Origin of the sequence: Sphingomonas sp., assembly GCF_035944535.1 — a bacterium.
In the GTDB taxonomy this organism is placed as follows: Bacteria; Pseudomonadota; Alphaproteobacteria; order Sphingomonadales; family Sphingomonadaceae; genus Sphingomonas_B.
This window is the reverse complement of the sequence record NZ_DASZBC010000007.1, coordinates 36881-63003: the sequence shown is the minus strand read 5'-3', so window position 1 is coordinate 63003 and position 26123 is coordinate 36881. Positions and strand designations below refer to the sequence as shown.

Annotated in this window: 16 protein-coding genes and 1 tRNA gene; 6 read left to right on the top strand and 11 right to left on the bottom strand. The window is 64.9% G+C overall.

What is annotated here, in order from left to right:
• Positions 1-54: 54 nt before the first annotated feature.
• From dnaE to VGT77_RS07170, 7 genes are all read right to left on the bottom strand, one after another.
• Entirely contained in the window at positions 55-3522 is a 3468-nt protein-coding gene (gene dnaE / locus VGT77_RS07200; RefSeq protein ID WP_327461028.1) for a DNA polymerase III subunit alpha, read from the bottom strand.
• A gap of 115 nt (positions 3523-3637) precedes the next feature.
• Positions 3638-5815 (bottom strand): family 1 glycosylhydrolase, encoded by a 2178-nt coding sequence (locus VGT77_RS07195; protein ID WP_327461026.1) that lies wholly within the window; start codon positions 5813-5815, stop codon positions 3638-3640.
• Between the two features lie 80 nt (positions 5816-5895).
• A complete protein-coding gene (locus VGT77_RS07190) occupies positions 5896-6375 on the bottom strand; it encodes a glutathione peroxidase (RefSeq protein ID WP_327461024.1) in 480 nt (159 codons plus the stop codon).
• Between the two features lie 14 nt (positions 6376-6389).
• Positions 6390-7916: a PQQ-dependent sugar dehydrogenase gene (locus tag VGT77_RS07185; RefSeq protein ID WP_327461022.1), complete on the bottom strand. Its 1527-nt coding sequence runs from the start codon at positions 7914-7916 to the stop codon at positions 6390-6392.
• A 61-nt stretch (positions 7917-7977) separates the two neighbouring features.
• Positions 7978-8943 carry a hypothetical protein gene (locus VGT77_RS07180; protein ID WP_327461020.1) on the bottom strand — a complete coding sequence of 322 codons (966 nt, stop codon included), beginning with the start codon at positions 8941-8943 and terminating at the stop codon, positions 7978-7980.
• 33 nt (positions 8944-8976) lie between these two features.
• Positions 8977-9651 (bottom strand): ABC transporter ATP-binding protein, encoded by a 675-nt coding sequence (locus VGT77_RS07175; protein ID WP_327461018.1) that lies wholly within the window; start codon positions 9649-9651, stop codon positions 8977-8979.
• Positions 9652-9774: 123 nt separating this feature from the next.
• Complete coding sequence (locus VGT77_RS07170) at positions 9775-11025, bottom strand: lipoprotein-releasing ABC transporter permease subunit (protein WP_327461016.1); 1251 nt, start codon at positions 11023-11025, stop codon at positions 9775-9777.
• A gap of 492 nt (positions 11026-11517) precedes the next feature.
• Here VGT77_RS07170 and VGT77_RS07165 point away from each other — a divergent pair.
• Positions 11518-11594, top strand: a tRNA-Pro gene (locus tag VGT77_RS07165).
• A gap of 6 nt (positions 11595-11600) precedes the next feature.
• On the opposite strand, the gene VGT77_RS07160 is transcribed toward VGT77_RS07165, so the two are convergent.
• A complete protein-coding gene (locus VGT77_RS07160; RefSeq protein ID WP_327461014.1) occupies positions 11601-12503 on the bottom strand; it encodes an ROK family protein in 903 nt (300 codons plus the stop codon).
• Between the two features lie 119 nt (positions 12504-12622).
• On the opposite strand from VGT77_RS07160, the gene VGT77_RS07155 reads away from it, so the two are divergent.
• Complete coding sequence (locus tag VGT77_RS07155; RefSeq protein ID WP_327461013.1) at positions 12623-13951, top strand: hypothetical protein; 1329 nt, start codon at positions 12623-12625, stop codon at positions 13949-13951.
• A 14-nt stretch (positions 13952-13965) separates the two neighbouring features.
• On the opposite strand, the gene VGT77_RS07150 is transcribed toward VGT77_RS07155, so the two are convergent.
• Entirely contained in the window at positions 13966-16098 is a 2133-nt protein-coding gene (locus VGT77_RS07150) for a prolyl oligopeptidase family serine peptidase (RefSeq protein ID WP_327461011.1), read from the bottom strand.
• Positions 16099-16247: 149 nt separating this feature from the next.
• On the opposite strand from VGT77_RS07150, the gene uvrA reads away from it, so the two are divergent.
• Genes uvrA through VGT77_RS07135 form a run of 3 tightly spaced genes read left to right on the top strand, consistent with a single transcriptional unit; the run spans position 16248 to position 21329 of the window.
• Positions 16248-19271, top strand: coding sequence for an excinuclease ABC subunit UvrA (gene uvrA / locus VGT77_RS07145; protein ID WP_327461009.1), 3024 nt, complete (start codon positions 16248-16250; stop codon positions 19269-19271).
• A gap of 6 nt (positions 19272-19277) precedes the next feature.
• Positions 19278-19928 (top strand): hypothetical protein, encoded by a 651-nt coding sequence (locus VGT77_RS07140; RefSeq protein ID WP_327461007.1) that lies wholly within the window; start codon positions 19278-19280, stop codon positions 19926-19928.
• Positions 19929-21329 carry a hypothetical protein gene (locus VGT77_RS07135; protein ID WP_327461006.1) on the top strand — a complete coding sequence of 467 codons (1401 nt, stop codon included), beginning with the start codon at positions 19929-19931 and terminating at the stop codon, positions 21327-21329.
• 410 nt (positions 21330-21739) lie between these two features.
• Here the strand turns inward: VGT77_RS07135 and VGT77_RS07130 are convergent, their stop codons facing one another.
• The gene (locus VGT77_RS07130; protein WP_327461004.1) at positions 21740-21982 is read right to left on the bottom strand and encodes a hypothetical protein; all 243 of its coding nucleotides are present in this window, start codon (positions 21980-21982) and stop codon (positions 21740-21742) included.
• Positions 21983-22186: 204 nt separating this feature from the next.
• Between VGT77_RS07130 and VGT77_RS07125 the strand changes: the two genes are divergently transcribed.
• Complete coding sequence (locus VGT77_RS07125; protein ID WP_327461002.1) at positions 22187-22597, top strand: cupin; 411 nt, start codon at positions 22187-22189, stop codon at positions 22595-22597.
• A 138-nt stretch (positions 22598-22735) separates the two neighbouring features.
• On the opposite strand, the gene VGT77_RS07120 is transcribed toward VGT77_RS07125, so the two are convergent.
• Positions 22736-26113, bottom strand: a complete 3378-nt coding sequence (locus VGT77_RS07120) for an error-prone DNA polymerase (RefSeq protein ID WP_327461000.1) — start codon at positions 26111-26113, stop codon at positions 22736-22738.
• Between the last annotated feature and the right edge of the window lie 10 nt (positions 26114-26123).

Here is a 26123-nt window from a genome sequence, read left to right as displayed (position 1 = left end):
TCGTTTGCGGACGTGGTTTAACCCGCTTCGCCATCGTGTTCCGTGCAGCGGGGCTTAGCCGACCAGCGCCAGCTTTGGCAGCTCCGCGGCTTTCAACGACACGGAGGCGACCCCCGGCAGCCGCTCGATCCGTGCAGCCAGCTCCGCATCGAGTCGCAGGTCGCGGCTCAGGCGCAGGTCGGCCTCCCCCGCAGTCGTTCGCCCCCGCAGCCGCAATTCGCCACGGCCGCCGCGCAGATCGCGGACCAGATCGGCGATCAGGCCGACCGCCGCCGGATCGTCCAGCTCCACGTGCAGCTCCAGCCTCGTGCTCGCGGACAGGCTCTCGAAAGGGCGGATCGATCGGATCGTCACGCGCGGGGTCTCCTCGCCCGGCCGCTTGTCCAACTCGACGCCGAGTAGCCCGCAGCCGCCCACCCGCGCCGCTTCTTCGAGGTCCTTCGCGGCCGCATCGTCGAAGCAGCTGGCGACGAACTGGCCGGTCGCGTCGGAGCAGGTGGCGAGCAGATAACGGCGCCCCTTGGCGGAGGTCCGCCAGCGGACATCCTCCACCAGGCCGGCCATCGTTCCCGGAACCCGCTCTTCGCCGATGCTGGCGCCGCACAGGACGCCGAAGCTCTTGGCGCCATGCGCTTCCGCCAAGTGGCGATAGCGATCGATCGGATGGGCGGAAAAATAGAAGCCGAACGCTTCCTTTTCTTGCGTCATCCGCTCAGCCAGCGACCAGCTCTTGTCCTTGGCGAGCTTGATCGCGGCCATGCTGGTCTCCGGGCCGCCGAACAGCCCGCCCTGGCCGCTGCTCCGGTTCTGCTCGGCGCGCGCGGCGACGGCGAGCACCGTCTCCGCCGCGTCGAACACCGCCGCCCGCTCGGGCGCGATGCCGTCGAACGCGCCCGCGCCCGCCAGGCTCTCCATCTGGCGGCGATTGAGCAGCTTCGGGTCCACGCGATTGGCGAAGTCATCGAGGCTCTTGAACGCGCCGCCCTGTTTGCGCTCCGCGACCAGCTGCTCCATCGCCCGCTCGCCCACATTTTTTAGCGCGCCGAGCGCATAGCGCACGGCCAGGCCATCCCGCTCTTCGACCGTAAACTCCGCCTCCGACGCATTTACGTCAGGCGGCAGCACCGCGACCTCCATTCGCCGCATATCGTCGACGAATACGCAGAGCTTGTCGGTCTGCGCCATATCGTAGCACATCGACGCCGCGTAGAATTCGTGCGGGTAATGCGCCTTCAGCCAGGCCGTCTGGTAGGCGAGCAGCGCGTAGGCGGCCGCGTGGCTCTTGTTGAAGCCGTAGCCCGCGAACTTGTCGATCAAATCGAACAGCTCGTTCGCCTTGTCCGCCGGGATGCCGTTGGTCGTGGCGCAACCCTCGACGAAGATCGCCCGCTGCGCGTCCATCTCCGCTTTGATCTTCTTGCCCATCGCGCGGCGCAGCAGGTCGGCGCCGCCTAGCGAATAGCCGGCAAGGATCTGCGCGGCCTGCATCACCTGTTCCTGATAGACGAAGATGCCGTAAGTCTCGGAGAGGATGCCCTCCAGCAGCGGATGCGGATAGGCGACCTCGGCCCGGCCGTTCTTGCGGTCGCCGAACAGGGGGATGTTGTCCATCGGGCCTGGCCGGTAGAGCGAGACCAGCGCGATGATGTCGCCGAAGCTGGTCGGCTTCACCGCCGCCAGCGTCCTCCGCATGCCTTCAGATTCCAGCTGGAACACGCCAACCGTGTCGCCGCGCTGGAGCAGCTTATAGACCTTTTCGTCATCCCAGCTGAGCGCGTCGAGATCGACGGCGATGCCGCGCTGGGCCAGCATCTCGACCGCCTTTTGCAGCACCGACAGCGTCTTCAGGCCCAGAAAGTCGAACTTCACCAGGCCGGCGCCCTCGACATATTTCATGTCGAACTGGGTGACCGGCATGTCCGAACGCGGGTCGCGGTACATCGGGATCAGCTCGGCCAGGGGGCGGTCGCCGATCACCACGCCAGCCGCGTGGGTGGAGCTGTGGCGTGGGAAGCCTTCCAGCTTCATCGCCAGGTCGAGCAGTCGCTTCACCTGCGCGTCATTCTTATACTCGGCCGCTAGTTCCGAGACGCCGTTCAGCGACCGCTCGAGCGTCCACGGGTCGGTCGGGTGATTGGGGATCAGCTTGGCGAGCCTGTCGACCTGGCCATAGCTCATCTGCAGCACCCGGCCGGTATCCTTCAGCACCGCCCGCGCCTTCAGCCGGCCGAAGGTGATGATCTGCGCGACCTTGTCGGTGCCATAGCGCTGCTGGACGTAGCGGATCACTTCCTCGCGCCGCGTTTCGCAGAAGTCGATGTCGAAATCCGGCATCGACACGCGTTCCGGGTTCAGGAAGCGCTCGAAGAGCAGACCCAGCTTGATCGGATCCAGGTCGGTGATCGTCAGCGCCCAGGCGACCACCGAGCCCGCGCCCGATCCGCGACCCGGCCCGACCGGAATGCCGTTCGCCTTCGCCCATTTGATGAAGTCGGCGACGATCAGGAAGTAGCCGGGGAACCCCATCTGGATGATGACGTCGAGCTCGAACTCGAGGCGTTCAGAATATCCCCGCCGCTCGGCCTGATCCGTGATCCCCGCCTTGGCCAAACGCGAATTCAGCCCCTCCCGCGCGTCCTCGCGCAGCTTTTCGGCCTCCGCATCGCGGTCGCCGGCGAGGCTTGGCAGGATCGGCTTGCGCTTGGGCGCCGCGACGGCGCAGCGCTGGGCGATGACCACTGTGTTGGCAAGCGCCTCGGGCAGATCCTCGAACAGCTTCTGCATTTCCGGCAGCGGCTTCATCCAGGCGTCGGGCGAGCTCTTCTGGCGGTCATCGCTGTCGATATAGGATGAGCTGGCGATGCACAGCATCGCGTCGTGAGCGGCGTGAAAATGCTCGTCGCCGAAGCAGCAGGGGTTGGTCGCGACCAGCGGAAGCTCATGCGCATAGGCAAGGTCGATCAGGTGCTTTTCCGCACGTGCCTCGACCTCGTTCATCCGCCGCGACAGCTCGATGTAGAGCCGCCCGGGAAAGAGCAGTTCCAGCCGGTCGACATAGTCGATCGCCGCCGCCGCCTGCTCCTCCGCGAACAGCCGCGCGACCGCGCCCTCCGCCCCGGCGGTCAGGCAGATCAGGCCGTCGGTCTTGCCGGTCAGCGCTGCGAGCGGCACGTGTGGGTCCTGCTCCAGCGGCCGCTCGAGATGGGCGGCGGAGACGAGTTCGCAGAGGTTGCGATAGCCCGTCTCGTCCTGCGCATAGAGAGCGAGCCAGTCGAGCACCGGCGCGCCGTCCTCGCGCGGACGCCCAACGCCCAGCATCGTGCCGATGATCGGCTGCACCCCCGCTTTCATCGCCGCTTCCGAAAAGGCCATGGCGGCATATAGACCGTTGCGGTCGGTCAGCGCGGCGGCGGGAAAGCCGTGCCGCTTCGCGTATTTGACGATGTCCTTCGGGTCGAGCGCGCCTTCGAGCATCGTGAACGACGAGAAGATGCGTAACGGAACGAAGGGCGCGTGAGACATCGCCTCTCTATGGGATGCAGCACCGGATTCGGAAAGGCTGACGCGGAGTTATCCCCGCCTTCCCCTGTTCCCCGGCGTAGGCCGGGGCCCAGTTGCTCCGCGCCATGGACCCCGGCTACGCCGGGGAGCGCAGCTCTTCCGCCCGCCGCCGCTGCTTGTGCCGTGCCAACGCGTCTTCGAACTTGGGCAGCAGCTGGCCGTGCTTGGAGCCAAGCGGCACATAGGCAGGGCGCTTGGCCCGCCAGCCGAGTTCCGATGGCCGTGCCGCGCGCACCAGCCGCGGATCCAGGTCCATCGTCTCTGCGACACGTCGGCCAAAGTCGAACCAGCTGACCGGCTCCTGGTTGGTCAGGTGCCAGATACCCTGTTCCTCGTCGATCAGCAGGTCGAGACTGGCATGGACCAGGTCAGGCACGAACGTCGGCGTGACGATGAAACCCTCGGCGGCGTGCACCGGCCGCCCCTCGCGCAGTTCCCGCTCTACCCAGATCGCAAAGTTATAGGCGTCGAAGGGAGAGAAGAAGGCGGCGGTGCGGATTACCAGCGCCTCCGGCAGTGCCTTCAGCACGCGCTCCTCGGCCGAGGCCTTGGACGCGCCATAGACGTTCAGCGGCTTCGGCGCGTCATCTTCGAGATAGGCGTCGTTCTTCGCGCCGTCGAAGACCAGGTCGGACGAGAAGACGGTGTATCTCAGTCCCCGCTCCGCGCAGGCCTCCGCCATCAGCGCGGCGCCGTCGGCATTGGCGCGGAAGCAGGCCTCGCGCTCGCCCTCCGCATCGTCGACCCGCACCCAGCCGGCCGCGTTGATCACGGCCCAGGGCTGGTGCGTGTCGATGGCCGTCCGGATCGAGGCAGGATCGTCGATCGCACACGCCTTTCGATCGGTCAGCACATAGTCGAGGCCGCGCAGTTCGCACGCGCGGGCGAGCGCCTGGCCGAGTGTGCCGCTGGCGCCCGTGATCAGGATCGGCGGCCCGGCGCGTTCTTTCATCGGCTCGGCTCTCCTATCGGTCCAGACATAGGGCGCATGCTCCAGGCGGATGTCGCGCCGCCACCAGCCTGCGCGGCCCATCGCCGGGTGCTTGGCCAGCCATTCGCTCGCCTCGGCATCGCCGCCGAACGCCTTCAGCACGCGCGTGAGTGCGGTCGGCCGCGGCGTGCCGGTGCGTACATCGAAGGGGCCGCCTTCATAATGGTTCTTGGGCACAGTCAGCAGACTGCACCAGTCATAGTTACCGAGCAGCGCCCAGGCGGTGAGCGCGCGCACATCCACGCCTTCGCCCTTGAGCTTCAGGCAGGTGTTCCAGCCCTCGGCGAGCCATCGCATCTGCTCCTCGCGCGTGCATCCGAGATGACTCTCGGTGACGGCGAGCGGAATGCCATAGCGCTCCCAGGCCTGGCGCATCACCGACTCCAGCCCCGGAGGCGGCGGGTCCATCACCCGCGCGGCCGTGAAATCGTGGAAGCCGATCTCGGGCCGCTTCAGGTCCGGATAGCGGCGCGTCCGGTGATCGATAAACCGGTCGCTGGTCACGTAATGGTTCACGCCGATGATGTCGGGCGGGCACGGCCCCGCGCAGATCGCCTTCACTCGATCGGCCAGGCCGGCCTTCGCAATCCAGCGCCAGTAATAATGCGTCTCGTCAACCTGCCCCGTTAGCAGGTCCCAGCCCAGCCAGCGCCGGGCGTTATAATGCTCGACAAGCCGCTTCATCCGCGGCGTGCCATAGGTGTCGCCGAGATCGTCGGTCTGGATCAGCCGCGCCTGCGGATTCACCTCCCGCACCGCCTTCATCGCAGCGATCGTCGCCTCGATTTCGGTCACCAGGCAGGTCAGGAAGACCGTCTCGTCGCGGCCATGCGGATACCAATGGCCGTAGAGACCGGCGAAGCGCGCGGTCGTCAGCGGTTCGTTGACGGGCGTCCAGTCTTCGACATGCGGGTAGCGCTCGGCGACGGCACGCGCATAGTCGCCGAACAGCCGCGGCATCTCCGGGTCCACCAGGCTCGTGAAATGCGGCCCGCTGCCATGATGGAGCAGTCCCAGAATCGGACGGATGCCCAGCCGCTGCAACTCGGCGGCACGCGCATCGCTCCAGCTGAAGTCATATTCGCCCGGCCGCTCCGGCCCGACCCGTTCCCACAGCACCGGATAGCGCAGCGCCTTCACGCCCAGCCGAGCGAAGCGCTCCAGATCCTCGATGCGGTCTTCGTGCCCGGTCAGCCGGTTCTGGTCGCAAAAACGATCTTCGACACGATTGACCGTGCATTCATGGCCGCCCCAGAGCTCCATGCGAGAACCTCAAATCCGTTAATCCCGCGGTCATAACGCGGATGTGCCGGAATCGACGCAAGCTTCGTGCCGACTTTAATCTAGAGTAATGATTCTATGTCCTGCTCTATATCTTCGGGCCGCGTGGTCGGGGCATAGCGGCGAACGACGTTGCCGTTGCGATCAATGAGGAACTTGGTGAAGTTCCACTTGATCGATGTCAGGCCCATAATGCCTGGCGCATCTTTCTTCAGCTGTTCGAAGAACGGGTCAACCTTCGGACCATTGACCTCGATCTTGGCGAAGACAGGAAAGGTCACGTCATAGGTGGTCGAGCAGAAGTTGGCGATCTCCTGCGCGTCGCCGGGCTCCTGGTTGCCGAACTGGTTGCAGGGGAAGCCGAGCACCTCGAAGCCGCGATCCTTGTACTTGCGGTACAGCGCTTCCAGCCCGGCATATTGCGGCGTGAACCCGCACTTGCTGGCGACGTTGACGACGAGCAACACCTTGCCCGCATGGGCGCTCATCGGCTCCGTGCCGCCGCCGGGCTTCTTCACTTCATGGTTGAGGATCGTCGTCATCTTCCCCTCTTGGATCAGGAAGACGGCTCTAGCACGAAAATCTCGCCGTCGAAGTCGATGATATAGAGGTTCTGGTTCCGGTCGGTCCCGAAGCTCACGATATTGCTATAGGCGCCGGCATTGGGAGCGAAGCTCTGCAGCCGGTCGACGAAGCTGGTGGCCGGCACCGTCTGTCCGATCGATAAGGCGGTTCGCGGCAGCGACCAGAGGCGCGGCCGGATGAAGTCGGCAAAGACATAGCTGCCGCGCAGGCTTGCGATCGGCCCGCGATAGACGATGCCGCCAGTCACCGTGTTGCCGTTGAGCGGCCCGGTGCCATGGCTGTATTCCGCGATCGGCGGCCTCAGGCCTACGCTGCTGCCGCCCCGAAAGGCGCGCGTGCCTTCCAGGATCGGCCAGCCGAAGTTGACCGGCAACGCATCGTTGCCGTCGATGCTCATCAGGTCGATTTCCTCGACCGCATTCTGACCGACATCGCCGATATAGAGCGCAGCCTCGTCGATCCTGGCGCGGAAGGGATTGCGCAGGCCGAGCGCGATTACCTCGCGTGCGCCGCCACCGCCCGCAAAAGGATTGGCGGCAGGGATGCGATAGTCGCGGTTCGGATCGGCCGGGAAATCGTCGCCTGCAGGGTCGATGCGCAAGATCTTGCCCAGCAGGCTGAAGCTGTTCTGGGCATTGTTGTCCGGATCGCCGCTGCCACCGCCGTCGCCGGTTGCGATGTAGAGCAGATTGTCGGGCCCGATGCCGATCCAGCCGCCGTTGTGGTTGGAGAAGCCGGGGTGCGGGATGGAAAGGATTACGTCGGCGCTGGTGCCGTCCGCGACATCCGGGTTGCCGGCGCTCCGCACATAACGGCGGATCTCGATCGTGCCCTGCGAATTGGTGAGGAAGACGAAAAAAGCGCCGCTCGTCTGATAATTGGAAGCCGTTGCGAAGCCGAGCAGTCCGCGCTCGCCATCCGTCGAGATCTGGTTGCGGACGTCCAGGAACGGCGTTGCCGCGATGGCGCCCGTCGCGGGATCGAGGATGCGGATCAGACCGCCGCGCTCGACTACGAACACCCGGCCGCTGCCGGGCATGGCGGCCAGGAACACCGGCTGGTCGAAGCCGGTCGCGACCCGCCGCACGCGAAAGCCGGTGGCGGTCGGCACGACCGTCAGCGCCAGATCCAGCGTGGCCGCCGCTTGCCCGTCAGAGACGCGCAGCTGCACCAGATAGACGTTGTTGGCGTCCTGATCCGCCGGGGCGGCGACGCTGGGCGGCGTCTTGAACGACAGCGCGCCCGCAGCACTGACCTGAAACAGCGCCTGATCCGCGCCGCCTGATATGGAATAGGTCAGCGGGTCACTGTTCGGGTCGGTCGCCTGCGCATTATAGACCGTGCCGCTCGCCCCCGAGGTGACGTTCGCAGTCGCAGCGGAGGTGAAGGCCGGTGGCGCATTGGCGGGCGGGGGTGCAGGCTGAGGCTCGGCATCGCTGCCGCCGCACGAAGCGATCAGCGACCCGAGCACGAGCAAGGAACAGGTACGGCGCACCATAAGCCACTCTCCCGCTCCCCTGCCGAGGCGCAGGGAACGCGGCTTTGTGGCTCAGGTCAAGTCACTCGCCGGACATGATGCGGTCGATCTCGTCGACCCGGTCCTCATAGGCGCGGGCGACGCAGCCGGGCCCGCCGCACCGCTCGCGACGCGCGAGGAAGCGGTCGCGGGACCGGCGGAGGATCGAACGCGTCTCCGGATCGGCATTGGCGACTGCGCTGTAATAGAGCGAGGCCATCTCGCGGTCGCGCGCCGCCAGCCGCTCGTCGGCGCAGACCATCTGCTCAGTGCGGGTGCGGGCATAGCGGCAGTTGAAGCTGGGGCGGGCGAGCGCAGGCCTTGGCCGCTCTTCCTCGACGACGGGCGGGCGCTCGCGGCGCGGCGCAGGCCGCGCAGGCGCAGGACGCGTCGTCGCTCGTGGCGCGGGCGGCGGCGGTACGGGGCGCGCGGCGGGAGGCGCTGCCTGAGGCGGAGCGGGAGGCGGCGCGGCCTCTGCCAGCTGCGTTTCGGGGGTTTCGACCGGCGTCGGCGCAGGGAGTGGCGCGCCGCCCTTCATGTCGATCGCGGCGAGCCGGTAGATGATCGGCTCCGCGCCATCGAGCTGATAAACCATGCCGCTGCCGTCCGCGGCGGTTTGGGCGGCGAACTCGACGTCCGCGACCAGCCGCCGTTCGCCATTGAACGCGTCCTCGGCGCCTGGCGGCAGGTCGATGACCATTCGCCCCCGGCAGACCGTCACATTGAGCGCATCATCGCGGCTCTTGACGACCGGGTCCTCCATCCGGACGACAGTCGCCGCGCGCAGCTGTTCCAGCATGGCAGTGCGGCCGGCGCGGACTTCCTCGGCCTTCTCAAAGGCAAGCGCCTTCAGCCGCTCATAGCTTCCCTGAGATGCACAGGCCTGGCGGGTGCGCTTCTCGTCGGCTGCGGTGCGCTCGGCCTTGGCGTCCTGTTCGGCCTTGGTTTCGAGCTTCTTGCAGCCGCCGGCGACGAGCGCGGCGATGATGATCAGGGGAAGGGCACGCATGGCGCGGCAACGCATTTGCGCCCAGAACTTTCCCTATTCGAGCCGGCCCTCATGCAGCCGCAGCACCCGGTCCATGCGCTGCGCAAGCCGCTCGTTGTGCGTGGCGACCAGGGCGGCCGAGCCTTCGCCGCGCACCAGCCGCAGGAATTCGTCGAACACCCTGTCGGCGGTGGCCTCGTCGAGATTGCCGGTCGGCTCGTCGGCCAGCACCAGCGCCGGGCGGTTGGCGAGTGCGCGGGCGACCGCCACCCGCTGCTGCTCGCCGCCGGACAGCTGGCTCGGGCGGTGCGTCAGCCGATGGCCGAGGCCGAGCGCGCCGAGCAGCGCTTCCGCCCGTGCCTGCGCTGCGGCGGGCTCCACGTCGCGGATCAGCTGCGGCAGCACCACATTCTCCGCCGCGCTGAAATCCGGCAGCAGATGATGGAATTGATAGACGAAGCCGATCCGGTCCCGCCGGACCTGCGTCCGCCGGTCATTGTCGAGCTTGGACACTTCCTCGCCGACAATCCGGATCGACCCGCCGAACCCTCCTTCCAGCAGTCCTACCGCCTGCAGCAGGGTCGACTTGCCCGATCCGCTCGGCCCCAGGAGCGCGACGATCTCGCCGGGCGCGACGCCCAGATCGACGCCGCGTAAGACATGGATCGTCTCCTCGCCTTGCCGGAAATCGCGCGTCAGGCCGGAGGTAGAGAGGACGGGTTCGGTCAACGTCTACCTCCGTCATCCCGAACTTGTTTCGGGATAAGGTGTCCGCCTCGTAGCGCTCGCCGCTCCGTCGCACATCCGTCACCACGACCCTTGTCCCGAAACAAGTTCGGGACGACGATTACCTCACTCATAGCGCAGCACCTGCACCGGGTCGGTGCTGGCCGCCTTGAACGCCGGGTAGAGCGTCGCGAGGAAGCTCAGGATCAGCGCCATCAGCACGATCGCCAGCACCTCGAACGGATCGGTTTTGGCCGGCAGCTCGGTCAGGAAGCGGATCGAGGGGTCCCACAGATTCTGCCCCGTCACCAGTTGGACGAAGTTCACCACCGACTGGCGGTAGAAGAGGAACACCGCGCCCAGGATCAGCCCGGCAATAGTGCCCACGGCGCCGATTAGCGTGCCGATCGTCACGAACACTTTGATCAGCCCGGCCCGCGTCGCGCCCATGGTCCTCAAGATCGCGATGTCGCGCGTCTTCGCCCGCACCAGCATGATCAGCGACGACAAGATGTTGAAGACCGCCACCAGCACGATGATCGAGAGCACCACGAACATCGCGATCCGTTCGACCTGCAGCGCTTCGAAGATGGTCGCGTTCATCTGCCGCCAGTCGGTCAGCAGCCCGCGATTGCCGATCACCGGCAGCAGCGGCCGCAGGATCTCGCCGACCTTGTCGGCATCGGTTGTCTGCACTGTGATCATTGCCACATCGCTGCCCATCATCAGCAATGTCTGCGCGTCCTCCAGCGGCATCACCACGAACGCCTTGTCGTAATCATAGACGCCGACCTCGAAGATCGCCGCCACCCGGTAGCTGACGATTCGCGGCACGGTGCCGAACACGGTCGACTGGCCCTGCGGGCTGATCAGGCTGATTGAGCTGCCGACCCGCGCACCGAGCATGTCCGCGAGCCGCGCGCCGATCGCAACATTGTCGCTGCCAGGCGTCAGCGCCTTCAGGTCGCCGTCGACCACCTTGCCCTTCAGCACCGCGTTCGAGCGGATATCCTCCACCCGCATGCCGCGCGCCAGCACGCCTTCGACCCGGCCTTCATAGCTTGCCATCAGCGGCTGCTCGATCAGCGGCAGGGCTTCGGTGACGCCGGGCGTCTTCTGCGCCTCTGCCAAAATCTCGCGCCAGTTCGGCAGGCGGCCGCCATAGCCCTGCACTACCGCGTGCCCGTTCAGCCCCACCACCTTGTCGAACAGCTCGGCGCGAAAGCCGTTCATCACGCTCATCACGATGACGAGCGCGGCGACGCCCAGCATCACCGCCACCAGGCTGATCGAGGCGACGAGCGCGATGAACGCTTCGCCCTTGCCCGGCCACAAATAGCGCCGGGCAATCATCCGCTCATATCGGGACAGGATCATTTTTCTCGGGAACCGGAGTGGATGGGCGCGCTCCGTCTAAGAGGAGCACCGGGGCACTGCAAGCTGTGCTGTTGCGCGGCTGCCACAGCGTGGCGCAATTTTGATGAACGCCAGATAAACGACGGTGACTCTATCGGAAAGCTGACATAGTCTCCGGTGCATTCGAAGCTCAGGCTCTCAAAACGGCCGTGGTTCGGGGAGAGCAGTCGCTCCATCGGGTCTCTTGAAGGGGAGCAGGCCCGGATGTCGAGAGACGGCTTTCAAGGGGGCTGACGATTGATCGTCACGCGGGTGCCCGGGTCGGAAACGACTCGGGCATTCGGCATTTCGAGCCCGTCTTCATTCGTCATCCCCCCGAAAGGGGGACCCAGCGGTCCGGCTTTCGGGCGAACTTTCTGGGTTCCCGCTTGCGCGGGAATGACGAAGCTGAGGCGGCCGGGGCCTGGAGCCTTGCCTTCTCACGCCGCCGCGCATAAGCCCGCGCGCCTAGGTCGGGGCGTAGCGCAGCCTGGTAGCGCATCACACTGGGGGTGTGGGGGTCGCAGGTTCGAATCCTGTCGCCCCGACCAACTTCTTCAAGCCGGCGACAGACAGCCCTGCGCAAACATCAGGGCGCCGTGCAGTCCGGCGTCGGCGAGAGCGGGAGCGACCACCACAGGACTTGCCGCTTCGGGCAGATAAGCGTTCAGCTTTTCGGCCATGGCGGCATTGACTTCCGGCAGCAGGTCCAGCCTCGACAGCACGCCGCCGCCCATCACTATCCGCTCGACGCTGACCGACAACCGCAGCGCCATGGCCAGCTGCGCCAGATAGTCGGCGAGGATGGCCCGGAACGGATGATCGACGCGCAGCGTGTCCAGCGGTGCGCCCAGCCGCGCGCTGATCGCGGGGCCGCTCGCCAGCCCTTCTAGACAGTCGCCATGATAGGGGCAGATGCCCGCAAAATCGTCGTTCGGATGGCGGCGCGGCAGCAAATGGCCGATCTCGGCATGCAGCGCGCCATGATGCGGCGCATTGTTCAGCAGCAAGCCGCCGCCGATCCCCGTCCCGACCGTCACATAGGCGATGTGCCGGCAACCCTGGCCGGCGCCGATCCGCGCCTCCGCCAGAGCGGCCGCGTTGACATCCGTGTCCATGACAACTGGGCAGCCGAGCCGCCGCACGAAGAAGGGCGCCACCTCCGCTCCCGCCCAGCCCGGCTTCGGTGTCGCCAGCATGCAGCCCCAATCGGGCGTTTGGGGATCCAGCCGCACTGGCCCGAACGATCCGATCCCCAGTCCGGCGATGCTGCCGTGCCGTGCGGCCCATTCCTCCAGCAACGCCGCAGCCCGCCCTAGCGTGCGCTCCGGCGTCTCGGTCGGGAAGCGTTCGACCGCGATCGGCCGTTCGGGATCGTAGCCAATCGCGACGATCGTCTTGGTCCCGCCAAGCTCGATCGCGGCAAGCAAGGCGTTCGCCGGGGGGAAGATCGCGTCCATGCGACAGCGCTAGCAATCCGGCCTCCCTCGGGCAAACGCCACCAAAGGTCATGACTTACGGCACGTTGTTTCTTGGCAGCGAGAAGGCATAACGGCTTCGATATCTTCAGGGGACGCCCATGCCTGTTTTCCGCTCCGCGCTGGCCCTGCTGCTGTTGGCGACGAGCGGCTGCGCCTTCCGCTCGCAGGTCTCCGGAATGGCGGTCGAGTATAACGAGTTCGTGGCAGAGGCGACCAATCGCCAGACTGTCGTCAACATCCTCCGCGCCCGGTCGCGCGAGCCGCTGCACTTCACCAGTTTCGCGAAGGTACTCGGCACGGCACGGGTCGAAGGCACGGCGGGCCTGGACCTGACGGCCAACGGCAATGGCGGCGAACAGCTGCCTGGCGGCGGCGGCTTCGCGACGAGCAAGCGCACGCTCGGCGCCACCAACCTGACGCCGAGACTTGGCGTCCGGATCAACTCGGGCACCGATTTCGAAATCGGCGTCAACGCAACCGACGATTTCTGGAAAGGCATTACGACGCCGGTCGCCCCAGCCACGATCGTCCATCTGTTGCGCCAGGGTTGGGAGCGGGACCTGATCAGCTATCTGTTCGTCCACAAGATCGACTTCGCCGGGCGTATCACCGATCCTAAAGGTCAAACTGTAGCAACCCTGCCGCTCGGCGCCCTGCGCAACGCGCCCGACTATGAGGCGACGGTGGAACCCTTCACCAACCTGATCCGGTGCAGAACACTCTATTATTCTCTGGCGGAAGCGGCAGAAGGCAGCGAGTTCACCATTACCTTCGCCGAGAATATGGAAGTCTCCGCGCCCATCCGGCGTGAGGCTTGCGCGCGGTTCGAGAAGGGGCTTCGAGACCAATTCCAGCAGGCGCTGAGCAGTCAGGGCGTGACACTGCCGCCCCTCGCACCGGACGGGACAACGGACGCGCCCTCCGCGACCGGCGCGCCAGGCACGGACCCGTTCCGCGGCCGCTCCCACCATGGTGCCGGTGCGCCTCCCGGTCCCGGCGTGACCTCTCCGAACGGCGCCGGCTTCACGGCGACGGATTATTTCCGCGGCCTCGTGCCCGCCGGCTACAAGACCGAGCTTCTGGTCGACGTGTCGCTGCGTTCGGTCGAGGGGATGATCAACTATCTCGGCGAATATGTGCGCACGGTCAACGAACGCCCTCTCGCCTATGGCCGCTGCGAAGACGGCCAGTTCCGCCAGTGCATTCCGTTGATCGTCATCAAGCCGGCCGAAGAGGCGGGGAACGCCGAGCCCTTCATCACTGTCGACTATAAGGGCAAGAGCTACATCGTCCCCTTGAGCGGCGAGGACATTCGCTCAGGCGCAGGCTTCTCGTCGCAGGTGATCGGGCTGGTTCAGACCATGCTGAACCTGCACCGATCCTCGAAGGACTTGCCGTCAACGCCCTTAGTCCGCGTCATCAACTAGGGTGTGTACTCATCCTAAGGCTTGGGCGTGAACTCCGCCCGGCCGGCCTGCCACAGCGCGAAGCTGAAGATGTCGGTCCAGACCTGATCGAGTTGCGTGCGCGTCGAGCCGATGCCGTGCCCTGCGTCGAAGTCGATGCGCAGCAGTACTGGCTCGCCGCTGGTGGTCGAGGCCGCCATCTTCGCCGCATATTTGGCGCCGTGGAAGGTCGCCGCGCGGGGATCGTTGATGCCGCTGACCACCAAAGTCGCCGGATAGCGCGTGCCCGGCTTCACATGCTCATAGGGATCGAGATCGTACATGATCTTGAACGTCTTCGCGTCCGCGATCGGGCCGCCCCATTCCTGAATGTCGGCGAAATTCTGCTCGGAGACATAGCGGATCGGGTTCATGAAGCCGACATTGGCGATGGCGCCGCTGAACAGGTCCGGCCGCTCATTGACGGCCTGGCCGACCATCACGCCGCCGGCCGATGTGCCCAGGATCGTCATATGCTGCGGGCTGGTCAGCTTGGTACGGACCAGCTCTTCCGCCACATCGATCGCGTCGCGCCAAGTGTTCGCCTTGGTCTCCGCCTTGCCGGCATAATGCCATTTGCGCCCGAACTCGCCGCCGCCCCGGACGCTCGCCTCGACATAGACGCCGCCGCGATCGAGGAAAGGGATCATTTGGCTGCGATAGGCAGGGGTCATGGAAATCCCGTAGCTGCCATAGGCTTCGATGATCAGCGGATTGCGGCCATTTGCGGCCAGCCCTTTGCGGGCGAGCACGGTATAGGGAATTCTGGTGCCGTCGCGCGCTGTGGCCATCAGTTCGCGCGCTTCATATTTGGACGGGTCGAGCGCGGCCGGCGGCTTGACCAAGCCCAGATCGACCAGCCGGTCCCCTTCCAGCCGATAGGCCTGGGCCGGCGCGAACCAGCCGCCGAGACTGACAAAGCCAGCATCGGAGTTGATATCCGGCTGGATCCAGCGCACGGTGCCCGCCACGGGCAGCGCGACCCGCTTGGCGGTTCCGTCGCTGCCGATCCGCCACAATCCCGACTTGCCCGCCTCCAGCGTCTGGAGAATGGCTCCAGACTTGGTTGCGACGACCGTCTCGATCACGGGATTGCCGGGGATGTCGATCTTGCGCGCGCTTGCAAGATTGGGCGCCCTGGCGGAGGTAAGCAGCAGGCGGCCATTGCTGTCCTCCTTCCGCGACACCAGCCACAATGCGTCGCCTGAAAGCGCCACATCGACGATCAGGTCGTCAAAGTCGGCAACCTTGGTCCAGCTCGCCTTGCCAGCCAGGGCTTCGGCGCGGTCGGCGCGGTAAACGGCCCGCTCGGGCCTGCCGTCCCACACGCCCAACAAGGCGGTAGCGGAACTGGGCGAGAGGAAGACACCGTTGAACTGGTCCGCCCGCAGCGGCACTGGCGGCGCGACCCGGTCGACGAGCACCGTATTGGCCGCGGTGCTGCCCAAGCGGTGGAAACGCGCCGAGTTGTTGACGTAATAGCTGGGCGTCCCCTTCTCACCCACGAACGTCAGGTAACTGAAACCGCTCTCGTCGGGCAGCCAGCCGAAGATGCCGAAGTCGGTGTTCGGAATGCGGTCCGGCAGCAGCGTTCCGGTCGCCGCCTCGATCACGTGCAGGATCGACGCCTCGCTGCCGCGCTTCGACAGGCCAACGGCGACATAGCGGCCATTCGGCGATGCCTGCCACCAGTCGATGACCTGGTTGCCGCCGGCGACCTTCGCTGGATCGACCAGCACCCGCTCCGCTGCCTTTTCAGTCTGCACATACAGCACCGAATCCTGCGCTCCCGCGTCGCGGCGCTGGACGAAGCGGTGCGGCCCCGCCTGCACGACCTTTTGCACCGTAGTCACCGCGCCGGACAGCGCCTCCGCGTCCTTCAGAAACTGGGCCCTGCCGGGAACGGAGTCGAAGGTCGCGCGCGTCGCATTTGCCTGGGCCTTCAGCCACGGCATCCAACGAGGGTCCTTGCCGCTCTCCATCCAGCGATAGGGATCAGTGATCCTGGTGCCATAATAGTCGTCGGTCACAGGCTCGACCGGCGCGGGTGGCGGCGCTGCTGTCAGTGATGTGGCCGAAACCAAAGCCAGCGCAGCAAAGCTCGTACGCACCATCGACAGACGAATCATGAAGCTCTCCCCTTTGGCCTGAGCTTACGAAAACCGCGCGCTGAATCGAGAGGCCATGATGGACGGCACAGATCATCTTGCCCGCCGCGCGCCGCGCCCCCATCTCCACCTCTGGCGCTCCTTAAAGAACAGAAGTAGAACTCACCTTCATGCTGACCCACATCCAGGTGCGCGGCGCGCGCGAGCATAATCTGAAGGGCGTCGACGTCGATCTGCCGCGCGACAAATTGATCGTGATCACCGGCCTGTCCGGCTCGGGCAAGTCCAGCCTCGCCTTCGACACCATCTATGCCGAGGGGCAGCGCCGCTATGTCGAGTCGCTGTCGGCCTATGCGCGCCAGTTCCTCGAGCTGATGCAAAAGCCCGATGTCGACCATATCGAGGGCCTCTCCCCCGCCATCTCGATCGAGCAGAAGACGACCAGCCGCAACCCGCGCTCGACGGTCGCCACCGTCACCGAAGTCTATGACTATATGCGCCTGCTCTGGGCGCGGGTCGGCATCCCCTATTCGCCCGCCACCGGCGAGCCGATCGCCGCACAGCAGGTCAGCCAGATGGTCGACCGCGTGATGGCGCTGCCCGAAGGCACGCGCGCCTATCTGCTTGCCCCCGTCGTCCGCGGCCGCAAGGGCGAATATCGCAAGGAACTGGCCGAGTGGCAGAAGGCCGGCTTCACCCGCGTCCGCATCGACGGGACCTTCTACGAAATCGACGGAGCCCCCGCGCTCGACAAGAAATACAAGCACGACCTGGAAGTGGTGGTCGACCGCATCGTGGTCCGGCCCGGCATCGAGAGCCGGCTGGCCGACAGCTTCGAACAGGCGCTGAAGCTGGCGGACGGGTTGGCCTATGTGGATCCGGCGGATGCTCCCACTTCGGCCACCCCAACTCCGTTCGCTTCGAGCGAAGTCGAGAAGCCCGGAGCGGACGAGCGTTTCTCGACTTCGCTCGAAACGAACGGTGAGGGGGGCTCCAAGCCGGAGAAGAAACTGGTCGCCGGCGAGCACGCCCCTCCCGGCCGCATCGTCTTCAGCGAAAAATTCGCCTGCCCCGTCTCCGGCTTCACCATCCCCGAGATCGAGCCGCGGCTCTTTTCCTTCAACGCCCCGCAGGGCGCCTGCCCGGCCTGCGACGGGCTCGGCGAGAAGCTGATCTTCGACGAGAACCTGGTCGTCCCCAACGAGACGCTGAGCCTCAAGAAAGGCGCGATCGTGCCCTGGGCGAAGAGCCAGCCGCCCAGCCCCTATTACATGCAGGTGCTCGCCAGCCTCGCCCGCGAGTTCGACTTCACGCTCGACACGCCCTGGGCCGAGCTGCCGCTCGCCACCCAGCAAGTCATCCTGCACGGCACGCAGGGGCGCCCCGTCACCCTCCGCTTCATCGACGGCCGCAAATCCTATGAGGTGAAGAAGCCGTTCGAAGGCGTGATCGGCAATCTGAACCGCCGCCTGCTCCAGACCGAGAGCGCCTGGATGCGCGAGGAGCTCGGCAAGTACCAGTCGGCCCAGCCCTGCGAGACCTGCCTCGGCGCGCGCCTCAAGCCCGAGGCGCTGGCGGTGAAGATCGCCGGCCGCGACATTAGCCAGGCCACCCGCCTCTCCGTCGTCGACGCCCTCGCCTGGTTCACCGGCCTGCCGCCGCAGCTCTCGCCCCAGCAGCGCGCCATTGCCGAGCGCATCCTAAAGGAAATCGTCGAGCGATTGGGCTTCCTCAACAATGTCGGCCTCGACTACCTCAACCTCGACCGCACTTCCGGCACGCTGTCGGGCGGCGAGAGCCAGCGCATCCGCCTCGCCTCGCAGATCGGCTCGGGCCTGTCGGGCGTGCTCTACGTCCTCGACGAGCCCTCGATCGGCCTGCACCAGCGCGACAACGACATGCTGCTGGCGACCCTCAAGCGCCTGCGCGACCTCGGCAACACCGTCATTGTCGTCGAGCATGACGAGGACGCGATCCGCACCGCCGACTATATCGTCGACATGGGCCCCGGCGCCGGCGCCCATGGCGGGCAGATCGTCGCGCAGGGCGACCTGGCCGAGCTGCTCGCGCACGAAGACAGCGTAACGGCGGATTATCTCTCCGGCCGCCGCGAGATCGCCGTCCCGCCCAAGCGTCGCAAGGGCAATGGCAAGAAGCTGACCGTCCACGGCGCCCGCGCCAACAACCTCCGCAACGTGACCGCGAGCATCCCGCTCGGCACCTTCACCTGCATCACCGGCGTGTCGGGCTCGGGCAAGTCGAGCTTCACCATCGACACCCTCTATGCCGGCGCCGCCCGCGCGCTCAATGGGGCGCGCATGGTCTGCGGCCCGTGCGAAAAGATCAGCGGCCTCGAACATTGCGACAAGGTGATCGACATCGATCAGTCGCCGATCGGCCGCACCCCGCGCTCCAACCCCGCCACCTATACCGGCGCCTTCACCCTGATCCGCGACTGGTTCGCCGGCCTCCCCGAAAGCGCCGCGCGCGGCTACAAGCCCGGCCGCTTCTCGTTCAACGTCAAGGGCGGGCGCTGCGAGGCCTGCACCGGCGACGGCCTCCTCAAGATCGAAATGCACTTCCTGCCCGACGTCTATGTGACGTGCGACGTCTGCCACGGCGCCCGCTACAATCGCGAGACGCTGGAGGTGAAGTTCAAGGGCAAATCGATCGCCGACGTGCTCGACATGACGGTCGAAGACGCCGCCGAGTTCTTCAAGGCGGTGCCCGGCATCCGCGACAAGATGGCGATGCTGGTCGAAGTGGGCCTGGGCTATATCAAGGTCGGCCAGCAGGCGACGACGCTCTCCGGCGGCGAGGCCCAGCGCGTCAAGCTCGCCAAGGAATTGTCGCGGCGCTCCACCGGCAAGACCCTCTACATCCTCGACGAACCCACCACCGGCCTCCACTTCGAAGACGTCCGCAAGCTCCTCGAAGTCCTCCACGCGCTGGTCGAACAGGGCAACAGCGTCGTCGTGATCGAGCACAACTTGGACGTCATCAAAACCGCCGACTGGGTGATCGACTTGGGGCCGGAAGGCGGCGTCAAGGGCGGCGAAGTGCTGGTGACGGGCACGCCGGAGACGGTCGCTAAGGAGCCGCGGAGTTTCACGGGGGCGTATTTGGCGCCGCTGTTGGCGCGGGGAAGACAGGCGAACTCTGACGTGCAAAGAACGGCTGTAGCGGCGGAGTAACTAGTTGTGGAAGAGCTCACCATTGAGGCCTTGATGAGAGAGGCACGGGAGTTTGCGGAATTCGAGAATGAACATCACGAGCCAGCGCTTTTCGGGGTAAGTGATGGAAAGGTGATTGGAACATACCTCGAACAGAAGTTCACCCATGGGCTCACAGCAGTCTACGACTTTGCCGCAGGAAACTCTGCCTCAGGGATCGACTTGCCAGGCCTGAACGTCGACATAAAGACAACTAGTGTGCGCCAGCCACAATCATCATGTCCCTTCCGGTTCGCGCGGCAAAAGATCTACGGTCTCGGCTATCATCTTCTGGTATTCGTGTATGAGAAGACAGACAATCACGCGGAACGCACGTCAAACTTGAATATGCATCATGTTGTATTTGTAGATAAGGCGCGTACTGCAGATTATCAGACATCTCGCGGAGTAAGAGAAATATTGGCGAACGACGGTAATGCAGACGACCTAGTGGCGTTCTTCATTGATCGGAATCTGCCTGTTGACGATATTAGCGCTCAGCAGCTTGCTGAGACGATCCTGAACGACCCGCCCGAGCAGGGTTACCTAACGATATCCAACGCACTTCAGTGGCGTCTTCAATACGGGCGAACATTGAATCAAGCGGGGCTCGTCCCCGGCCTGGTGCGTGTGCTGTAAATGCCCAATAATCAGTATGGCGATTTTCAGACACCACCACACCTATCCCAAAAGGTCGTGGAGCTTGCGTCGCGGCTTTCCCACATACCCGAGACCATTATCGAACCGACCTGCGGCGTAGGGTCGATCGTCAAGGCGGCGTTAGACGCATATCCTGATGCCGCCGTCCATGGGATTGAGATACAGGCCGAATACGCCGAATATCTCAAGAGCTCTCTACGGGGCAGGTCCCGTCTCACCATCCATAACGCAGACTATTTTACCTTTGACTGGGATGGCCTGATCGCGCGCAGTCACAAGCCATTATGGATTCTTGGAAATCCACCTTGGGTAACGAACACATTTCTAGCAGCCAACGGGAGTTCAAACCTACCCACCAAATCACCGCAAGCTGGCCTCCGTGGAATAGAGGCGCAAACTGGAAAGAGTAATTTCGACATCTCTGAGTCGATGATTCGAGATTGGTTCAGCTGGTCGGCAAGCTGCAACGGCACGTTGGCCGTAATCTGCAAACAATCGGTAGCTCGCAAAGTCCTCCTCTGGTGGTGGAAGGCAGGTAGAAGAAGCCCTGCCGCAAGAGTTCATCTTATTGACGCAAAAAGAGAGTTTGGCGCCAGTGTCTCGGCATGCGTGCTGGTCTGTTCGTTCGCAATCGGAAGCTCGGAACAGGTGTGCGACGTTTACTCTGATGTGGACGCTTCCAGCCCCTCAGGTCGATTTGGCTACGTGGATGGTGCCTTGGTCTCCGACGAACGTGCTTACCGCGCGGGACAGCACCTACTTGGGGCTGCGGTTCCGCGCTGGCGCTCGGGAATTAAGCATGATGCACGGTTGGCGCTTGAGCTAACCGGAACTGCAGCAGAGATGAGGACGCTGGATGGAAGCGGCGTTTGCCTCGAACCATCCTTTATCTATCCCCTGCGGAAAGGATCGGACCTCAAAGAGAATCGATCTGCCCGTTCCCTTATAGTGCCGCAAATGAATATCTCCGATGACCGGCTTGATCTGCAGAGGTTGGCTCCCAGGACATGGTCCTATCTGCAATCACGTAGGCACATCTTCGACGCTCGGCGAAGCGTGATTTACAAGAAGGGCGGGCCGTTCTCAGTCTTTGGAGTAGGTCCATATACTTTTCTGCCGTGGAAGGTTGCCATTGGAGCACTCTACAAGGAACTAAGCTTCTACGTGATCGGCCCAGAGGGGGGTAAACCTGTCGTGTTTGACGATACGGTCTACTTCCTTTCCTTTCATACAGAAGAGGAGGCACGAAAAGCGTTGAAAAGGCTTGAGCATCCGGATGTACAATCGTTCTTGCGATCGATGATCTTCTGGGACGATATGCGGCCCGTCAAGACGGAGCTTCTCAATCGCCTCAATCTTAATGGTATTGAACTCCACTAAGCCTCTGCACCTTACCCTTTGCAGCGCTTCAAAGCGTATCTGTGCCTCACCCTCGCGCCAACCGCACCATCCGCTTCCTCTCCCGCTCGTCCGCATAGGCCCAGCGGATCGGGTCCACGCCGGGTGGGGCGGGGGGCATGGGGCCGCCCTCCTTCGGCTGGCTCAGGACAGGCTTCGACAGGCCCAGGACAGGCTTCGGGCGGTTCGTGGTCGCGGGGGCGGCTGCCCTGGACAAAGGCGGGCGTCATGTCGCGGCCGTGGAGCCAGAGGAAGCGCTGGTCGGGCCTGAGCGCCGCGACGAATCCTGTCCTGAGCGTGTCGAAGGGGCGCCGCTCGCCCGGCACTTGCTCGTCCTTCGGCTCCGCTCAGGATGCACCCGGCCTGCGGCCGCCACCGCGCGCGACCGTCGATCAGGCACCAGGCCTGTCCTGAGCCTGTCGAAGGTTGCGGCGGCGGAAGGAGTTCAGCGCCTCCAGGTCCACGTCATAGACGCGCTCGCAGCGCGGGCAGCCCTGAGCCGGTCGAAGGGGCACGATCGCCCCCGCCTCCCACATCGCGCCGAGCGACCAGACCCACACCGGCCAAATCCGCCCCGCCTCCTGCACCGCCCCTGATTGGAACGAAACGGGAACTTGGTAACGGAAGATGGACAAGGTCCGAAATCGCGGAAGCTCAATCCGAAATGGAGGGAGCCCGCCTGCTGCAGGGCCTCTTGTAGTCACTTAAGAACAAACAGGCAACAAAATGCTGTCCTATTCGGCCTGACTGGGCTATGCCCTTTTTTCAGAGCCACAGTTGCGGGCTGGACACTTTTTCTCGCCAAACACTTGGCAGGGGCGTGACTTTCGTGACTTTCGATGGAGGCAAAAGCCGTGCCGAACCTCACCACCGACTTCGCCCATCTCGGCCCCGGCGGCGGCGCGACGGTGCTGCCGCCCTTCACCGGCATGGACTGGTACGAGGCCTATGGCGCACGCTTCGCTGCGGACGGGGCCGATGGGCGGCTCGTCTCCATGTACAGCTTCGGGGAAAGCTGGACGAGCTGGGAACGGCACCCGGCCGGCGCCGAGCTGGTGCTGTGCACGGCCGGCAGCATCGTGCTGATCCAGGAGCATGAAGACGGCCGCCTCGAGCGCGTGGCGTTGGGCGCGGGCGACTATGCGATCAACCCGCCCGGCCTCTGGCACACCGCCGATGTGGGGCCCGGCGAGAGTGCGACTTGCGTGTTCATTACCCCCGGCCTCGGCACCGAACACCGCCCCCGGTGAGCGGATCGTTCCTTCCGCGCCGAGCTTTGCACTCGGCGAGTGCGCGCTTCCGTGGCTTTTGATTGCACACCCCTTTTCCCGAAACGAGTTCGGGATGACGGTGGGGGTGGGCGCACCTGCCCTCCCCTGCGCTCCCCGTCAGTGAAAGTCCCGCGTCTTGACCTTGATCACCTCTTCCGGGTCGGCGCCGGTGCGGAAAGGCGGATGGTAGCTGTCGCGGACGCGTTTTTCCCAGCCGGCTTCGCCGCGGTCGGGGGCGCCGCCATGGGTCGCGCCGTCGCCGGGGCCGGGGCGGTGGGGGAAGTCCATCTCGCCGACCGAGCGGAGCAGGGGCGTCTGGTCCGCGACCGTGTCCGAGATGATGTGGATCACCTGCCCTTCTTTCTGCACCTTGCCGGTGACCGAGATCATCGCAGAGGACAGGATCGTCCGCCGCTGCGCCTCGAACCGGTCCGGCCAGACGATCAGGTTGGCGACGCCGGTCTCGTCCTCGATGGTGATGAACAGCACGCCCTTGGCGCTGCCCGGCTTCTGCCGGACCAGGATGATGCCGGCGACCTCGACGGGGCGGCCGTCGGCGATGCGGTCGAGATCGGCGCAGGCGACCATGCCGCGCCGCTTCAGCTCCGGCCGCAGGAAGGAAAGCGGGTGGGCGCGCAGCGACAGCTGGGTGGAGCGGTAATCCTCGACCACTTCGCGGCCGGCCGACATCGGGGTGAGCGCGACCGGCTCTTCCCGCGTCTCGACCGCGCGGAACAGCGGCAGCTCGCTATGGCCCAGGCCCCGCACCTGCCACAGCGCCTGGCGCCGGTCGACGCCCAGCGAGGCGAAGGCATCCGCCTCCGCCAGCCGCTCCAGCGCGGCGACCGGCACGCCCGAACGCCGCCAGACATCCTCGATGCTGGTGTAGGGGATGTTGGCGCGGCGCGTGATAATTTGAATGGCGTGGTCCTCGGCAAGGCCACGGACCACGCGCAGGCCAAGGCGGAGGGGAAACAAGCCCCTCTCCCCTTGAGGGAGAGGGAGGGGCCCGCTCGCCGCAGACGACTGGTAGGGTGAGGGGGAACCTCCGAAACCTCCTCGTTTCACCCTCACCCCGCTCCCGCTGCAGCGCGAGTCGCCCTCTCCCTCAGAGGGGGAGGGGCTGAGCACCAAAGTATCCCACCGGCTGTCGTTCACGTCCGGCGGCAGCACCTCCACGCCATGCTCGCGCGCATCGCGGACGATCTGCGCGGGCGCGTAAAAGCCCATCGGCTGGGCGTTCAGCAGCGCTGCGCAGAAGATGTCGGGATGGTGGCATTTGATCCAGGACGACGCGTAGGCGATCTTGGCAAAGCTTGCGGCATGGCTTTCGGGAAAGCCATAGCTGCCGAATCCTTCGATCTGGCGAAACGTCCGTTCGGCGAACTCTGGCGAATAGCCCTTAGCGATCATGCCATTGACCAGCTTGTCACGAAAACGGCTGACGCCGCCGGTGAACTTGAACGTGGCCATGGACCGCCGAAGTTCGTCGGCTTCGGCAGCCGTGAAGCCGGCGCCGACGATCGCCACCTTCATCGCCTGTTCCTGAAACAGCGGCACGCCGAGCGTCCGCCACAGCACTGCCTCCAGCTCCTTTGATGGATATTCGACCGGCTCCTTGCCTTCACGGCGCCTGAGATAGGGATGAACCATGTCCCCCTGAATGGGGCCGGGCCGCACAATCGCGACCTCGATGACCAGATCATAGAATTCTCGGGGCTTCATCCGCGGCAGCATCGACATTTGCGCCCGGCTCTCGATCTGGAACACCCCCAGCGTATCAGCACGCTGGATCATCTCGTACACGGCCGGATCGTCCTTCTGCAGGTCGGCCATGCCGATGGTGATGCCCTTATGCTCGGCCAGCATGTCGAAAGCCCGGCGCATGCAGCCCAACATGCCGACGCCCAGCACGTCGACCTTCATGAACTTCAGTTCTTCGATGTCGTCCTTTTCCCATTCGATGATCCAGCGGCTGGGCATAGACGCGGGCTCGATGGGCACCAAAGTGTCGAGCCGCTCCCGCGTCAGCACGAACCCGCCGGGATGCTGCGACATGTGGCGCGGCGTGCCGATCAGCTCGCGGGCCAGTTCAAGCGTCAGCGCGAGCCGTGGGTCGGCGATGTCCATGTTGAGATCGGCAGCGTGCTTTTCGCCGACTCCCTCTTGCGACCATCCCCAAACCTGGCCCGCCAAGGCGCCCGTCATGTCCTCCGGCAAACCAAGCGCCTTGCCGACTTCACGCACTGCGCCGCGGGCGCGAAATCGGCTGACCACGGCCGTCAGCGCCGCATGCTGATGGCCGTAGGTTTCGTAGATCCACTGGATCACGACCTCGCGCCGCTCATGCTCGAAATCGACGTCGATATCGGGCGGCTCGTTGCGGTTGGTCGAGATGAACCGCTCGAACAGCAGCTGGTGTTTCACTGGATCGATGGAGGTGATGCCGAGGATGTAACAGATCAGCGAGTTCGCCGCAGAGCCGCGCCCCTGACACAAAATTCCTTGGCTACGCGCGAAGGCGACGATCGAATTGACCGTCAGGAAATAGGGCGCGTAGCCCATCCGCCGCACCAGCCGAAGCTCGTGCTTCAGCAGCTTCTTATACGATTTTGGCGCCCGGCCGGCGAACCGGTCGCGCAAGGCCTTGTGCGCCAGCCGTTCCAGTGCATCCTGCGGTGTGCGGCCGCTCATCACCAGTTCGTCGGGATATTGATACTGGAGCTGCCGCAAGTCGAAGCTGCAACGTTCGGCAATGGCGGCGCTGTTGGCGATCGCTTCCTGATGGTTCGCGAACAACCGCTCCATTTCCTTGACGCTCTTCAGGTGGCGATCGGCATGACGCTCTCGTTTGAAGCCCAGCGCGTCGATCGTGCATTTCTCGCGAATCGCGGTGACCACGTCCTGCAGCATGCGCCGATCAGGCGAGTGGTAGAGCACGTCGCCAACAGCCAGCGGCTTGACCCCATAGCTGCGGCCCAGCGTCTCGAGCCGGTGCAGTCGCAGCCGGTCGCCCGGACGGCGGCGATAGCAAAGCGCAATATGGGCACGATCGCCGAACAACTCGCTCATGCAGGCCAGGCCGAACTCCGTTTGGGAATCGGCTTCGTTCGGCACCAAGGCAGCAACCAGCCCATCGCACCATGACGCCACATCATCCCAATAGAGGTGGCATTGGCCTTTCTGCCCCCGCTGAGCATCGACGCGAGATTTGCCGATCGCCAGCAGCCGGGTGAGGCGGCTCCAGGCAGCGCGATCCTCCGGCCAGACGAGCAGCGAGTCTCCCTCGATCAGATCGATCCGGCAGCCTGGGACCAGCCGCATGCCCGTCGCTTTGGCCGCAACCAGTGCGCGGACCATCCCGGCGACGCTGTTACGGTCGGTAATCCCTAGCGTTTTATGGCCCAAGAGAGCGGCAGTCGCGAACAGCTCGTCGCAAGAGGACGCTCCGCGCAAAAAGCTGAAATGCGTAGTGATGTTGAGTTCGGTGTACATGGCGAGTCGC